The organism is Paenibacillus sp. J31R30 (assembly GCF_059692115.1).
Genome location: NZ_JCAUAV010000006.1, coordinates 39,129 through 55,191 on the forward strand (window position 1 = coordinate 39,129; position 16,063 = coordinate 55,191).

9 protein-coding genes are annotated in these 16,063 nt (G+C 43.2%); all 9 read right to left on the bottom strand.

Translation table 11 applies throughout. The annotated features are described in order from the left end of the window. Nucleotides 1-13 precede the first annotated feature (13 nt). Nucleotides 14-1,606: a type 2 periplasmic-binding domain-containing protein gene (locus AC58QO_RS20650; RefSeq protein WP_497268790.1), complete on the bottom strand. Its 1,593-nt coding sequence runs from the start codon at nucleotides 1,604-1,606 to the stop codon at nucleotides 14-16. A 71-nt stretch (nucleotides 1,607-1,677) separates the two neighbouring features. Next, nucleotides 1,678-2,547 (bottom strand): carbohydrate ABC transporter permease, encoded by an 870-nt coding sequence (locus AC58QO_RS20655; RefSeq protein ID WP_497268792.1) that lies wholly within the window; start codon nucleotides 2,545-2,547, stop codon nucleotides 1,678-1,680. Between the two features lie 2 nt (nucleotides 2,548-2,549). Then, the gene (locus AC58QO_RS20660) at nucleotides 2,550-3,455 is read right to left on the bottom strand and encodes an ABC transporter permease (protein ID WP_497268794.1); all 906 of its coding nucleotides are present in this window, start codon (nucleotides 3,453-3,455) and stop codon (nucleotides 2,550-2,552) included. A gap of 243 nt (nucleotides 3,456-3,698) precedes the next feature. Continuing rightward, entirely contained in the window at nucleotides 3,699-5,783 is a 2,085-nt protein-coding gene (locus AC58QO_RS20665) for a helix-turn-helix transcriptional regulator (protein WP_497268796.1), read from the bottom strand. A 135-nt stretch (nucleotides 5,784-5,918) separates the two neighbouring features. Next, nucleotides 5,919-7,475, bottom strand: a complete 1,557-nt coding sequence (locus AC58QO_RS20670; RefSeq protein ID WP_497268798.1) for an extracellular solute-binding protein — start codon at nucleotides 7,473-7,475, stop codon at nucleotides 5,919-5,921. Nucleotides 7,476-7,614: 139 nt separating this feature from the next. Continuing rightward, complete coding sequence (locus tag AC58QO_RS20675; RefSeq protein WP_497268800.1) at nucleotides 7,615-9,921, bottom strand: glycoside hydrolase family 2 protein; 2,307 nt, start codon at nucleotides 9,919-9,921, stop codon at nucleotides 7,615-7,617. Further along, a complete protein-coding gene (locus AC58QO_RS20680) occupies nucleotides 9,918-12,731 on the bottom strand; it encodes an alpha-L-rhamnosidase (protein WP_497268801.1) in 2,814 nt (937 codons plus the stop codon). Before AC58QO_RS20680 ends, AC58QO_RS20675 begins: the two co-directional genes overlap by 4 nt. A gap of 18 nt (nucleotides 12,732-12,749) precedes the next feature. After that, the gene (locus tag AC58QO_RS20685) at nucleotides 12,750-14,303 is read right to left on the bottom strand and encodes a glycoside hydrolase family 43 protein (protein WP_497268803.1); all 1,554 of its coding nucleotides are present in this window, start codon (nucleotides 14,301-14,303) and stop codon (nucleotides 12,750-12,752) included. 167 nt (nucleotides 14,304-14,470) lie between these two features. Then, complete coding sequence (locus AC58QO_RS20690) at nucleotides 14,471-16,006, bottom strand: ABC transporter substrate-binding protein (RefSeq protein WP_497268805.1); 1,536 nt, start codon at nucleotides 16,004-16,006, stop codon at nucleotides 14,471-14,473. Nucleotides 16,007-16,063 lie beyond the last annotated feature (57 nt).

Consider the following 16,063-nt stretch of genomic DNA (forward strand, 5'->3'; position numbering starts at 1 on the left):
TAGCACTCACAACTTATTTTTTCACTTTTGCATACCAATCTCTTGCACGCTTCGTAACTTCTTCGCCGCCAGCTTTGTTCCATTTCTCCACAAATTCATCGAACTTGCTGATCGGGAACTGTCCTGTAATGATCTTGCTAGCGTACTCAATATAGAGTGTACGATTATTGATATCTGGGAACCCGTCATAGACGCTCGCCGGCATTCCATCTCCAGCAATGACTTTCGCATACTTCTGAGCATCCTTCATGATTTGAACGGTTTGATCGATCTCCCACATTCTGTCTTCCGATGCTGTGCTCTTTAAGAGATTGCTTGTAAAATCGAGCGTTGAGATTTTGGAATAAGGATCAAGAATAAGATTTTCTTGGGTACTCTTGTCATCCGGTAATTTGACGGCTTTTCCATCCTTCATCGTATAGTGCATGCCTTCAACACCAAGGTACAAAGCGTTCCAATTCTTCTTGTCATACATGTTGTTCAGTAATTTTAAAGTTGCCATCAACTTCTTTTGATCCTTGTTGTTCTTCACAACCCATGCTGGAGGTGTAAACCGCTTCCATGTATAGAAGCCCTTATATCCTTGAACTTCTGGTAGTGGAAGTGAAGCAAAAGTGCCTTTCACACCGCTGTTCTTTTGCAAATTATCCAAATAAAGATTGGTTTGTTCTGCCCAGTGGAAATAGTTTCCGACTTTGTTAGCTGCTACCTTGCCGTCCCATTTCGCTTTATCGTTCAACAGGGATTCTTTATCAATTAATCCGTCTTTGTACAGCTTGGAGATGAACTCTAGAGCGGCTTTCATATTCGGTGATACTGCCGAGTACGTTAATTTGCCATCGTATAGATCCCAATCCGGATAGCCTTCAAACATAGCTACACCATACATCGCAAACAGTTGATCCATCCAGCGCGCTTCCTGACGGCCGCCAGCCGGAAGCTCGTCTTTCTGTCCATTGCCGTTAGGATCCTTATCCCGGAATGCTTCCAAAACCTTAACATAATCGTCTTGCGTCTTCGGCATCTGTAAGCCCAGTTTATCTAACCAATCTTGGCGGATCATGCCTGAATATCTTCCGTAATCGACCATACCAGGAATATAATAAATTTTGCCTTGACCTGTGGGGTCATTCGCTTTCACAATGTCCCACATATCCTTCGGAATAGCTGCCCATAAATTAGGCGCATATTTCGGTAGCAAATCTGTCAGATCGGCGATAGCTCCGTTTTTTGCTAAACTATTTTCGAGACCCTGCTGGGGTAAAAACAAATCGGGCAGTTCACCTGATGCGATTTTTAGATTTAACTGATTTAAATAAGCAGTTCCACCATTCCATTCCACATAAGGGCTAATCACGCCTACGCCTAATTTTTCTTTATAAAATTCATACAATTTGCTGCCTTTTTCGGTTGGTTTATAGCCGATGTTTGTTCCCCAAACTTCAATATCTACAATATCTTCGGCTTTCGCAGATGCCTCCTGATTCGGCTTAGCCGACGAAGTAGCTGCACTTTCGGATGAATTCGTTTTGTCGCTACAGCCTGTCACGACTGTAAACGCAAGAGCACTGACGGTCGCGAGTACCCCAAGCTTTTTAATGACCATTCCAAGTTTCCCCCTAATAGTTGAAATCGTATATGTTCCAAGACTCCATGAGCCGTAAAACCAATGTAAGCTTACCCTTTCACAGAACCGAGCATAGCTCCTTTAACGAAGTACTTTTGCAAGAACGGATATACCGCGACAACAGGAATCATGGCAAAAATAACCGTTACCGCCCGAAGTGTGCGCTCATTATAGGCTAAACCAGCTGTAGAGACGGCTCCCGTAACCAAGACGTTATCATCCGTGATGAATTGACGTATCTTGATTTGCAACGGAAATAAATTCGTATCTTGCAAGAACATCAGTGGATGCTGGAACTGGTTCCACAACACAACACCGTAGAATAAAGCCAACGTGGCTAACACGGCTTTAGAAAGCGGAAGTACAAATTGGAACAGCATGCGGAAATATCCGCATCCTTCTATGAATGCAGCTTCCTCCAACTCCTTGGAAAACTGCTTGAAGAATGTGCGCATAATGATTAAATTAAATGGATTTAAGATATGGGGTATGATTAACACCAATGGGTTATTGTAAAGCCCGATACCTTTAACTGTCAGAAAATAAGGAACAAGCGGCGCTTTGAAGATCATCGCAATCACGACGCCGATCATAATGACTGGCCCCCAGCGAAATTCCGTTTTCGACAGTGGGTATGCAAGAAGGGCCGTGACCAGCAGCGCCAAAATCGTTCCAATTACTGTTGTGCCCAGCGTCAAGAAGAACGACTTCCATAGGTCGGGACGATACATCATAAAATCCCAGGAAGCGAACGTAAATTCCTTCGGCCAAATGGTGACCAGATTCATATCCACCATCCGTTTAGAACTGAACGATGTCGAGAGCACAGAAAGCAGTGGTATCATTGCGATAACGGATACAAGCAGGAGGATCATTGTAACGACTGAACCGAATAGTTTTTCCCCTCTAGATTCAAGCATGCTTACCACAACCCCCCGTCTGACACTTTTTTGGATAACTTATTGAACGTAAATACCAGAATGAATCCGATTAACGATTGAAATAGTCCGACGGCAGTCGCAAAGCTATATTGCCCTTGCTGTATGCCTGTCCGGAACACGTAAGTATCTAAGATATCCCCTACGCTATACGTCATTGGCGTCTGTAAATTAAATACTTGGTCAAAACCTAAATCCAAGAAATTGCCGATTTCAAGTAATAGCAACACCAAAACGGTCGGCAGCAGCAGCGGAAATGTAACGTGTCGGATTTGCTTGAATCTAGATGCTCCGTCGATCATCGCTGATTCGTATAACTGTGGGTCTATCGAACTGATGGCTGCCATGTAGACAACCGTTCCCCATCCCGCGTCTTTCCAAATGGAAGTCAACACATATACAACACGAAAGTAGGAGCTTTCTTGCATAACCAATGTGGGTTCATGGTGAAACCATCCCATCACAATGTTAAACAATCCGCTTACTGAGAATAAATCAAACACAATACCAGATACGATGACCCATGAAAGAAAATGTGGCACATACAGAGCCGTTTGGACTCCCTTCTTCAGGGCCGATTTTCGAATTTCATTGATCATGAGCGCCAATATAATGGGGATTGGAAATACGATTACAATTCGCAGAAATCCAAGCACCAATGTATTACTGAACACCCTCATAAAATCGGGATAATGGAATAGCGTTTCGAAATTTTTAAAGCCTACCCAAGGGCTATCAAGAAACCCTTTGAACACGGAATAGTTCTGAAAAGCGATTACGGAACCCGCCAGCGGAATGTACTTAAAAATGATTAGAAAAACTATACCTGGTATGGCCATGACGTATAGTGGCCAAAACACCTTCATTCGATGAGATGCAACTGCTTTCAACTTATTTCCCCCCTGATGTTAGAAATGTGATTGGCTTCAGCTCCACCTGACTGCTCCATTTCTATTTGATCCAACAATACGGCCATCTGTATCTGGACTCAACATCGAAGTTCTTCAATCCATCACTGAATCCAGTAAATTACCGGATAAATGGTGGATATAGATATGATTTGTTGAATATGATGGTAAAAAAAATAGAAGCGGAGAGCTTTTTCAGCTACTCCGCTTCAGTTATTAATCTTTTTATTCTTTAAATTTACCAGGGGTAATCCCTTTAATTTTTTTAAAGTTACGAATAAAACTGTTTTCGCTAGCGTATCCAACTTTCTCAGAAATCTCAATGACCTTCAAATTCGTATTCTTAAGTAAATCTTCCGCTTTCTCAATTCGTACTTGTGTAATATAATCATAAATCGAAGTTCCGGTTTCTTGTTTAAAAAGGACATTTGCCTGAGACTGACTGACGCTTCCTGCCTCGGCTACGTGCGATACGCCAATATTTTCTGGATAATGCTCTTGGATGTACTCGACCATCTTCCTAAAATAATTCTCATGCTTTGTTGGTTTTCTCTTCTTCACTTCTTCTGCTAGATAGGTAGCTTCATCTAATGTCATTTGATGCAAATCCGAAAACGTTAACGTTTGAAGGGAATCCAACGAATCCATGATTTCCTGGAACTGTTCATCTTCTGGGTCTCTGAATTTCGTTATCATTTCCTTAATTACATTGGAATACCAACGGTATACGTGCAGAGGCTTTGAGTTTGACGTTTCCCACTCCAACTGCATTTTTTCTAAAATGCTGTTTGTATATTCCGTCTTTCCTTCTTTAATGCCTTGAACAATTTCATGAATAGTTTCATTTTTAGAGCCAGGGCCTTGCGCTTCTGAGTAGGGTAATGCTTGCTCGGGCATATGAAGTTTTTTATACCCCATATACAAGCGATCCAGCAGCAACACTTCAGCTTGCTTGTAGCGACTGCTGAGATCACCGCTAATCGGAAATAGCGATTCGGCAACACCTACTGATAATGAAATTTTCAATAGTTTATCCGTGACTTCAATCCCATTTAAAAGTTTATCATAGAGCATTTGCAACTCCATATCAGAAGACAAGGGTTGTACAATGAGGGCACTGCGATCCTGAGTTAAATCCTCAAACTGCACCCTAAAACTCTCTCCCAAAATTTCCTCGAAAATATTACCTACTGCAAACTTAAGTAATAACTGATCATCTTGCTTGTACCCATTCAACCAATTGTAATAGGCATCCACCGAAACAATAACAGCATAAACAGGTAAGTCAGAACGCCATTCTGAGTAAAGCAACCGCCATTTGCGATCAAATTCCTTACGACGAAGTCTCCCATAAACCATATCTTGAATAAATTTGGCTTTTAGTTCTTTGTTACTGCCATGCAAAAAAGTTAGTTGCGTGAGCAGTCTGCCGACGTAGGACTCCAACTGAGTGAAGTCAACCTCTAACGCTTCATTCCTATGGCTCCGAACTGTTTTAATCAATCGTTCAATAGGTCTAAACGTAATGCGGTTAACTTGGAAGATAATCAGCATTCCGATCAACATGGTAGCCGCGGACACTACGAAAGTCATGGTCCGAATCCAATACAATTTGCCAAAAATTTGTTTTTGAGGAACCGCATAAACGTAATTCCATTGCGTTGAAGCTGAAGTCAGGCGAGTAATAAAATATTTATTGGGGTTCACCTGCTCTTTATTATTTTCGCCAATGGAGAATAAAGTTTTTCCTTTTGAGTCTTGAATGATTCGAACTGCCTCATTGTTAGCAGAACCTTCAGGAATGATTTGAGAAAATAGTTTGGAGGATTTCATGTTTATGATAAGGTATCCTGATATTTTGTTATCTTCATATATTCGTTTAATGAAACTTATTATTTCACCTTGATCCTTCATCCTTTTAGCGAAAGTCACATTGTTTGCGTCCTGTTCAGCTAAAGACAATTGAGACAACCAGCCCTTGTCACCAAAGGTATCAATACTGGAATTAAACCCGAAAGGAGAACTGCCAACAACATGGCGATTTTTTTCATCATATAGATAAATACTGTCAATGATCGAATTATTTTGAGTTAATGTATCCAACATGGATACAACCCCAAGTATGGTATCCATACTTTTATGATTGTCATAACGCAAGAAATCGATCGTCAGCGGGTCGAGAACTGCATAAATAGACGTTGTCATCATATCGTTCATTTTCCTATCAACATCGTCCCTGGCGAAGGTCAACATCTGCTGGTGCGGAACTTTAATCTCCTCTAATAGTGAATGTCTAGCGAGGCTGTACATGACAGTACCAACCAAAGCAATAGCGAGGCAAATGACCAGTGTAAGTATAAGAATTAATCTAGTTTTGATATTCGAGAAAATCAGTTTCGCTTTGTACTTGTATACATTCATGCTTTCCCCTGCCGTTTTCCCTCATTATTTCTTTTTCGCATACCACTCACGTGCCCGTTTCGTGACTTCATCTCCGCCACTGCTTTTCCATCTTTGAATAAATTCGTCAAATTTCTCAATCGGCCAATCACCGACAATTATTTTGGACATGTATTCTTGATAGAGCTTGTTCGATTTAATGTCCGGGAAGCCATCATAGATCGATATCGGGATGCCATCTCCGGCAATCCGTTTACCATCTCTTCCGGCTACCATCATCGCATCTATCATCATTTGGGCAACCTTCGGTTCATATTGATCCTGAAGCGTCAGTGCCATCTGTTCCGTTGTTATTACTGGAAATAAGTCGATGAGATACGTTTGGTCCGAACTGATAGGCAGCCTCTTCTTTTTGCCATCCTTCATTTCATAATGTTCGCCTTCAATTCCAAAAGAAGCAAAATTACGATTCTCGGGCTTCGCATAAAATTCAAGCAGCTTCATAGCTTCCACTGCGTTTTTGGACGATTTGGGAATCGCCCACTCCATATTATTGATAAGCGGTCTCGGAGTAAAACCATCGAACCCTTCTACCTTGGGGACCGGCATTCCGACAATATAGGCATTCGGATTTAATTTAGGTAAATTCTCGAAAAAGTTTTGCTTAATTCCATAGGGAACATGGTACCAGACGCCAACTTTATCTTGCTGAATCTTAGCTTTCCATGTTAATTCTTTATTCAAAAATGTTTCATTATCCAGCAATTTGTCTTTGTAAAGTTCTCTGGCAAAAGTAAGAGCTGCCTTCATATTGGGAGTGACAGCCGAGTACGTAAGTTCATTGTTATACAAATCCCAAACTGGGTACCCTTCTACCATAGCGACTCCGTACATTAAAAATATGTCATCCATCCATCGCCCCGCTTCTCGTCCGCTGGTAGGAATCTCGTCCTTTATACCGTTTCCATTGGGATCTTGATCACGAAATGCCTTAAGGACAGCAACATATTCATCCATTGTTGTCGGTATCTTCATGTTTACCTTGTCTAGCCAATCTTTGCGAATCAATGAACTATATCTTGGATACAAATTAACTCTCGGGATAAAATAAATTTTTCCATCTGGAGAATTGGCTCGCACACTTTCCCACACATCTTGAGGAATTGCCTTCCATAGGGTAGGCGCATATTGTGGCAGCAAATCATCCAAGGCAAGTAAAGCACCTTGCTTGAGTAGCGTATCTTCAACCCCGTGAGGTAAGAACAGATCCGGTAGTTCATTAGCAGCAATCTTAACATTTAAACCTTTTGTAAAGTCAGTGCCACCATTCCAAGGAAGCGTTGATGTATTAACTACAATACCTGTTTGCTCTGTAACATATTTCATTTGCTTATCGTTTGGCCCAGGCATTCTCCCATAATCGCTGAACATGAGAATGTTAACTGTCTTAACTTCTTTTTTCTGTTCACTCTCAGAAGCATTTCCAGTTGCGGTGTCATTCCCATCTGAACCAGCACTTGAACATCCTGTTACTGATAGGGCAAGCAATGCGCCTACGGTTAACAATACGATCATCCGCATCATTCTTGATTGTACTGCCATCTTTCTTGCCCCTTTCAATCTCCAAATATCTTAATATTATATCATTGTGAGGACTCAAGCCCAACATTGTACTTGCTTTTGGTGAAAATACGAAAAAAAGCCGCAATCATCGGCTTTTTTCGTTACACTTTCATGGATATTACATGTTCTTTTTAATCTTTGTAAGCTCTCTATTGAGTGCATATATGAGCTTTTCAGTGAAATGGTCGGGCGCCATTTCTGCCAACATATCGATCTTAAATCCTTGCGTCATGCTATATGTTGGTTGCGATCTTAAGCCTTCTCCTAAATATTTATTTAACACTGCTGCCGCAGCATCATTCTCGAAAAGCTCTTTAAACGTACAACGCGTCGAGTAAACATCGTCCGTAATCTGTAATTCTTCCATAGGGCCATCCATATCAGGCATTTGGAACCAGTTCTGAACCTCTTCCCCTTTTTCCTCAACTGGGGCTTCATAACTTGGATTCGGTTCGTCCACTTTGTTAAACTTCGCAATATCCACGTATCGCGTGTTCCCTTCAGTGGCCACCGCTCGTAATTCATTAATACCCTCAGCAAGGGATACATGTTCAAAAATAAATACTTTATCATCACTGATTTTAGTTTGACATTCAGTTCCATTGACGTAGAGCGTTACTTCCTTGCAGTTGGAATATACCTTAACTTGGATGCTGTTCTCTACTCGATCGACATAGCGCTTGCTAGTGATATGAACAAATTTATCTTCCGACCAATGCGCTTTGTACATGTAAAAAGCATCTTTCTTGATCTTTCTGTCATAGGAAACAAGACCCTTGTTGTTCCTTCCCTGCACGCCGCCTTCGTCTCGGATATTCGCTCCGAAATCAAACATGTTCCAGACATACGTTGCCCAAAGATAAGGTCTTTCCGCGAAAGTCTTCCAAACCTTTTCATGGAACAGAGCGTGATATTCTTCCGTATAATCTTTAACTTTTGGATTAGAACTATGATATTGGACAATACCTTCTGCCCCGTATTCAGAAATACACAACGGCACATCGGGGTTAATCCGGTGGAACTTATCCAGCCAAGGTGCAAAATCCTCCGTCTTCCCGTGGTACCAACCATAATATTTGTTGTAACCAATCACATCCGTCATTCGGTTGTATTCATCTTCCTCATTGACAAATAGAACATTGGCCATTGTCGTTAACCTTGTTGAGTCTTCCTTTTTCGTCAATTCATTCAGCTCTCTAACGAGTCTTCTAACCTCAGGTCGTTCACCGCCGATTTGAATTTCGTTTTGAATTCCCCAGAAGATGATGGAAGGATGATTAAAGTTCTGTCTGATCAACTCAACCATTTGCTGTTTCGCATTAATTCCTTCCAATTCATTCTGCGACATAATCGAAATGAATGGGATTTCTGCCCATACGACCACGCCTTCTTGATCACACAAATCATAGAAAAATTGGCTGTGCTGGTAGTGGGCTAACCGGATGGATGAAGCACCGATTTCTCGAATGTATTCCATGTCTTCGACTTGCTCTTTTTCCGAAATGGCCCAGCCCATGTCCTTCCTGTCTTGGTGTCTTGATACGCCGTTCAAAGGCAGATGCTCGCCGTTTAAGAAGAAACCTTTTTCAGGATCCACATGGAAGTATCTGAAGCCAACAGGGATCGACAACGCATCAATCGTGTCATTAAAGCTAATCAAGGATAGGTTGGCACTGTACATATATGGATTTTTTCTGCCGTGCCAAAGCGTTGGATTGTCGATGACGCAAGGCAGTTCTACGGTTTGTTTTTCTCCTGCAGCGAGCACAACATCCTTCGTGGCGTAGGTGACAACTTGCTTGTCGGCATCATAAATATCGACCCAAAGATTAACCTTTTTTTCTTCCTTACTGTCATTCACCAGGATAGATTTAATGTTCAGTTTGGCTCTTTCTTGCGTTACTTCTTCCTGAACAATATAAACCCCCTGCGAACCATGATCCAACAAGTCAAAATGAACAGGCGCTGTAACAACCATGTTCACATCACGATAAATCCCTCCGTAGAATGTGAAGTCTGCTTTTTGCGGATAAACATCATCTACAACGGTATTGTCCACTTTTACCGCAAGTACATTAGCCGTACCATATTTAACAACGTCTGTTACGTCGAACATAAAGGTGGAATACCCACCTTTATGCTGGCCCAAGTGTTGGCCGTTGACATAGACATCCGTGATGCTGTTCGAACCCTGGAACTCAATGAATAGTTTATTTCCGTCATAAGAAGGCTCAACCGTAAAAGTCTTTCGATACCAACAGGCACCTTGATAATATTCATAGCCATTTGCGCCATCTATCGCGTTCCATGTATGAGGAATAGTTACACTTTGCCAATTCTCATCATTGAACCCTACACTTGCAGCTTGCTCTATGTTCTGCCGAATAAATTTCCAAGTATTATTGAACCCAATCGTTTTTCTCATTGTGCAGCCACACTCCCTACTTGAATTGTAAACTGATATTTGCCGCTTCCCACCGTAACAACAATATGTCCATCTTCGTAGTAAGCATCTGGGTAATCGCCTGATACACCATACAGATCGTCTTCATTGCCTGCAAGCATGATCGTCGCCGTCGTATTCGCAGGGACCTCAAACTGATAGGTTATGCCACGATCCGTTGTTTCCCATTTTGATGTAATCGTGCCATATGAGGACTCATAGGTCGCAGATGCATGGGTCAGCGTTCCGCCAACCAAAGGCTTCAATATAACATGTTTGTAACCAGGCATCTCCCAAACAGGACGAATGCCCGCTATACCCGCATAGAGGAAGTTGCACACGGCTCCATAAGAATAGTGATTCAACGAACCCGACAATTCGCCATCAGGCTTAATACCTTTCCAACTCTCCCAGATGGTTGTCGCACCGTTGCTGACCGCATACAGCCATGAAGGGCACGTTTCCTGCTCCAACAACCGGAAAGCGACATCTGCGTGACCGTAATCCGCCAGCACTTGAAGAATGAAAGGTGTCGAAAGGAATCCTGTGTTCAAGTGATAGTCCTGTTCAATAACCAGCTGAGCTAGCTTGTCGGCGACCGCCTGTTTCTTATCCTCAGATGCCAAGTCAAATGCAAGCGTACGGACATTCGGTGCCTGTCTGCCTTCCAAGATAGAGCCATCTTCTTTAATAAAATACTGGTTGTATACGCGTTTAATTTTCTCATACAGCGCTTGGTACTTGGCTTCTTCCTCTTTCTTCTCGAGCACAGCTGCCATTTCAACCAACAATCGAGTCGAATAGGCGAAGTACGCGGTGGATACATCCGGATGGTTTCCTTTGGTTTTAGTAAGTACGGCCATGAGATCTCTCATTTCCGTGTCCGTTTCAAGCCATTCCCCCCAATGGAATTTCGTATCCCAAATGTAATCAGCGTCACGTTCCCCATCCGTAAAATGGTGATAAGCAGGCGAATCTTGGAATAGCTCATTCGCATTCTTCGCACAGGTAGCCATGTAATCGACCCATGCTTTAGCTGAATCGAACTGCTTCTCTAAGATCGTCTTGTCTCCGTAACATAGATACATCGTCCAAGGAATGATAACCGCTGCATCGCCCCAGCCTGCAGAACCGTCAAGAATACTGGCTGTACCCGGTTTCGGCCTGCGCATGGCTATCATCGGATTTTTGTTATCAGCCATGAATCGTTCCCATTCCTCCAAACTGTGATGCCCGATAACGGTAGGCACGGTGCTGCCGACAGAACCATCAGCAAATTGTTCTGCTGCAACGTCAGCCAACCACTTTTCAAAGAAAGGGTACACATGCATGAAGTCTGACGCCGTTCTAGAGAATACTTGCGCATCCCCTGTCCATCCCGCTCTTTCCCGAGTTGGACAATCAGTAGGCACCTCCATGAAGTTGCCCTTCTGGCTCCATTTGGAGTTAGATACTAACTGTGTGATTAACGGATTCGAACAAGTGAAATCTCCCGTTTCGTCTAAATCGGAATACACCGCCTCAGCTGTAAAATTCTCAGGTGTGATTTCTCCCGGATAATTCTTGACGTGTACATAACGGAAACCAAAAATTGAAAAACGTGGACTATAGCTCTCTACACTATCACCAGCTGTGATGTAGTGAACCTCTTGGAAATCCTCCACTGTTCCATGCTCTGATAGATTTTGTAGGGTGAAGTTCCCGTGCTGATCTAAGGCTTCTCCATGGATAAGTACAATCTCAGTCCCTGCATCGCCTTGAACGTTCATTTCTACCCAGCCAGCGATATTTTGACCAAAATCGAGAATCGTCTCTCCATTTGGCGTGTGCATCACTTTGGGAGTAAATCTTTCCTTCGCTCTTACCGGGACGCTTCGGGTAGCGATTAAATTATCGAATCCATCAGCTTTGAGCTGGACGTGCTCCCAAGTGGAGTCGTCGTACGACGGCTGATTCCATCCCTCGATGTTGATTCTAGCGTCATACACATCACCCGCTTTCATATCCGATTTCAGCAACGGTCCGCTAGAAGTTCTAAAAGAATCGTCACTGCCGAAGATTTCACGGCTGCCATCCTCGTAATCCAACACAAATTGCCCTAAGAAAGCTACTTTATAACCAAAATTGTTATTGAGATTTGCTCCGCCTGTAGATCCCCTCCACCAACCATCTCCGAGGATGACGCCTAATGCATTTGGGCCTTCTTGCAGGATAGTAGTTATGTCGTAAACCTGATATTGCAAGCGTCTATGATACGAAGTGAACCCTGGCGTGAACAGATGATCCGTCCCCTCAATTCCGTTCAGATAAAAACGGTATAACCCCTTCGCAGTAAGGCAGGCTCTAGCTGATACGAGTCCCTTTTTTACAGTGAATTCTTTACGAATATAGGGAGACGGTTTATATACGGATATGTCCACTTCTGACTCCGGTTCAATCCAATGAGCTACCCAATCTGAAGCATTCAACATCCCCGTTTCAAAAAAAACAGGACTACTTAAGGATGACTCTCCTCCCAGATTACTCCAAACATTAACTCGCCAATACACGCGCTCAAGTGATCTTAATTCCGGGCCTTCATACAAAACACCCTGCGATTGGCTCGTCTCCACCTTGCCACTGTCCCACATCAGATCCGTGAAGCTCTCGGTTGCCGAAGCTTGAATTTGATAGGCAGTTTGTAAAACATTCCTGCCGTCACTACGGAGCTTCCAGCCGAGACGAGGCTTTTTGGCATCCAGTCCCAATGGATTTTCCAAATATTCCGTTCGTAATGCTATGACTTCCAACATGTCGGAGACCTCCCTTAGCTACGAATTATGTTTATACTGAAACCAATCGAATGACGCTGGTGATTCGCAACGTTTGCCATTACCTGTCGCATACAAGCCGAAATACACACCTGTAAAACCACCGGCCACTTCGGTCGAAATCAATGAGCACTCCCCCGATCCGAAAGGCTTACGTTCTCCATTCGGTGCCGCAAAGTAGAAGGAATACTGTACAGGCTCCGCTTCCAAACCAAGGATGATGTCTGAGCCATCATAAGCCTCTTCCAGCTCAACTTTCCATAACGAGCCAATTCGCCTGCGCAGAATGACCTTGCGTTGTCCATCCACGCCACTAGTCAGCGCAATCTCATAATGGAAACGATTGTTCATAAACACGGTAAGTCCCGCTTCCTCGCCTTCATGAACAGGATCAAACGACATGAACGTAGCAACGTTACACTTGAAGTGCTGCTGTCTCCGCCCGACGAATGCAGGAGAACTCGCATCATTCAGGGTCACTTCTGAACCATGAAGCGTCAACCAGCCCGGCCGCGTTTCAAGAGACCAATCCTCGGCACGCGGATTTCTTAAGAAATTCCACTCCAGCCCCAGATTGTTGGCATTAAAATCATCAACGTCCGGTGTAGGCATATCATCTAGTACGATAGGCAGCGTTCCAGCATCCATTTTCTCGGCAATCCTGCCGCCATCCCCGATCACCGGCCAGCCATCCGCTGACCAAGTAACAGGAGCAAGGAACGTTTCTCGTCCCAAATGGTGATGCCTTCCGCTAAATGGCACAGATACGGGACGAATGCCCAGAAAAACCGCCCACCAACTTCCATCTTCCAGTTGGACAAGATCCGCATGACCTGTCGCTTGTATGGAACTTCCCGTACTCCGGTGGGTTAGGATCGGATTGGCAGGATTGCTCTCAAATGGTCCGTATGGCGAATCGCTCCTCGCGATCGTAACCATATGCCCGTATTCGGTTCCACCCTCTGCAATCATCAAGTAATACTGCCCATTCACCCGATACAGGTGGGGACCTTCCGCTGATTTACCACCCGTGCCTTGCCAGACTAGTCGACGTTCAGATAACAACTTACCCGACTCGATGTCGATTTCCGCTTGATAAATCCCCTTGGGTTCATCTCCAAAGAATCCACCAGTCCCTGTAATATAAACTCGGCCATCTTCATCAAAAAATAAGGATGGATCTACACTCGGCCACTCTGGCCATATAGGATCGGACCAAGGACCTTCTGGATTTTCCGCCCAGACGTAGAAATTGCGAAACATTTTCACATTCGTTGTAATCATGTAGTAACGGCCGTTATGATAGCGAAGCGTTGGCGCATAAATGCCCATCGAGCTTCTGCAGCCTTCCAGATCCAACTGGCTCTGGCGGGTAAGGCAATGTCCAATCTGTTTCCAATGAACGAGATCACGGCTATGGAAGATTGGGACGCCAGGAAAGTATTCAAAAGAACTTGTAACCAAATAAAAATCTGCACCTACGCGACATACACTTGGGTCAGGATGAAAGCCTGGGATTACCGGGTTTGAATATTGAATCGTTGACTCTGCCATTTTAATCGTCCTTTCTTTGTGAAAAGCTCTACTAACATCTTAATGTCAATCTAAATATGGCACTAACACTCTCACGACACATCGATAACGTTTTACCGACTTCCTTTTATCTATGAAGGGAAAATAAAAACCAGGCCCATTAGAATGGAAACCTGGTCTTAACGTTCTTATTTTTTGTTTGCAACCGCCCAAGCATCAAGCTGCTTTTGCTTCTCCGTAATAACTTTATCGATACCCGCTGCTTTCAGTTTATCTCTGAAGTCTGGCAATTTATCGGCAGGGTCAAGTGTTCCTGACTCTAAACCTTTTACATACTGATCTGTTACATTTTTAAGAGCAATAACCTCATTTTTAACAGGTTCCGAATTGAATGTAAATCCAAGTGCTTTAGACTTGATAGCTTTTTGATTAGCTTCTGCAGTCAATTTCCACATGTCCTGCAAGTCTGACTTCATTAAATAGGCGATGGATGGATTAGCGTAAATCCAACTTTGAATCGAATATCCAACTGTCTTCGAATCAATACCTGTAGGGTAATCGATCGAATTCTCCGACGCTTTCACATAGTGCTTCCCTTCAATGCCATAGATAAATAAATTAGCAAGATCCTTATCCGTGTACATCAGATTCATAAGCATCATGACGCGTTCAGGATTAGTAGAATTTACGGATATGGTCCACAACCCACCTTGAGTATTGGAAGTAGTCGAATAAATATTAGACATCAAAGGCGCATATACGAGTTCTTTGCCATTTGCTCGGATTTCCGACTCCAAGTTGCCCGGTCTAAGGCCGATAAAGTAAGAAAATGCCTTGTCAGCCTTCAACAAATCAGAGGCGTTAGCTTGCGTTGTAGCAGCATCCTTGTTAATATATCCCGCCTTAGCCCAACTATGAACCTTATTCAAATAGTTTTCGTACTCTTTGGTCTCGAACAAATTCACGACTTTCAAACCATTGTCATACCCAGGTAATACACCTAAGCGATCCCCCAATTTATCATACCAAACATAGACATCTGACGGCATGGATAATCCTGCTCCGAGTGGAGCGATAGTAGGCTCATTTTCCTTAATCGTCTTATACACTTGATCCAGGTCATCAATCGTCTTGATGGATGCAACATTAATTTTGTACTTTTCTACTAAATCTTTCCGCATAAGTACTCCAGGAACTCCTGTCGTATAATCCTTATAGACAGGCACGCCATAGGTCTTCCCATCAATTTTAACACTAGTCAAAAAGGCAGGATCGATTTGTTTTTTAATTCCATCGCCATACTTATCCAACAGATTGTCGATCGCGACAAAATTTCCAGTCGCTACACTCGAACTGTACCCTGCACCAAATTCAAAGGACAAATCCAGTTTCTCACGGCCAGAAGTCATTAAATTCTTTTGTTGAGCCCAGGCCCCGATACTAATAGGTATGATTTTGACTGTTGCGTTGATTTTGGCCTTAGTGATTTTGCTTATTTCATCTTGCACGGCTTGCGTATCCTTAGGTACTGCTCCGAATGCAGGCATAGCAATTGCAATCTCATACGGGTCCTTCGTAGCAGTATTTGGGCTAGCACTAACTGTAGCCGAAGATGCCGTAGCCCCACTGTTTTCTTCGCTTTTCGAAGACGAACAACCGGCAATTGCTCCCGTTAACATAACTGTGACAAGCGACAAAGTCGCCAACTTCAAATTCCTTTTCATCGTATCCCCCCAAAAGTATCAATCAGTTACAACTTCATCATATCCTTCAATGAAGTG

Excerpts from the sequence above, each read along its gene's own strand:
- AC58QO_RS20650 (WP_497268790.1), bottom strand. The coding sequence starts at position 1,606 with ATGGTCATTAAAAAGCTTGGGGTACTCGCGACCGTCAGTGCTCTTGCG.
- AC58QO_RS20655 (WP_497268792.1), bottom strand. The coding sequence starts at position 2,547 with ATGCTTGAATCTAGAGGGGAAAAACTATTCGGTTCAGTCGTTACAATG.
- AC58QO_RS20665 (WP_497268796.1), bottom strand. The coding sequence starts at position 5,783 with ATGTACAGCCTCGCTAGACATTCACTATTAGAGGAGATTAAAGTTCCG.
- AC58QO_RS20670 (WP_497268798.1), bottom strand. The coding sequence starts at position 7,475 with ATGGCAGTACAATCAAGAATGATGCGGATGATCGTATTGTTAACCGTA.
- AC58QO_RS20675 (WP_497268800.1), bottom strand. The coding sequence starts at position 9,921 with ATGAGAAAAACGATTGGGTTCAATAATACTTGGAAATTTATTCGGCAG.
- AC58QO_RS20680 (WP_497268801.1), bottom strand. The coding sequence starts at position 12,731 with ATGTTGGAAGTCATAGCATTACGAACGGAATATTTGGAAAATCCATTG.
- AC58QO_RS20685 (WP_497268803.1), bottom strand. The coding sequence starts at position 14,303 with ATGGCAGAGTCAACGATTCAATATTCAAACCCGGTAATCCCAGGCTTT.
- AC58QO_RS20690 (WP_497268805.1), bottom strand. The coding sequence starts at position 16,006 with ATGAAAAGGAATTTGAAGTTGGCGACTTTGTCGCTTGTCACAGTTATG.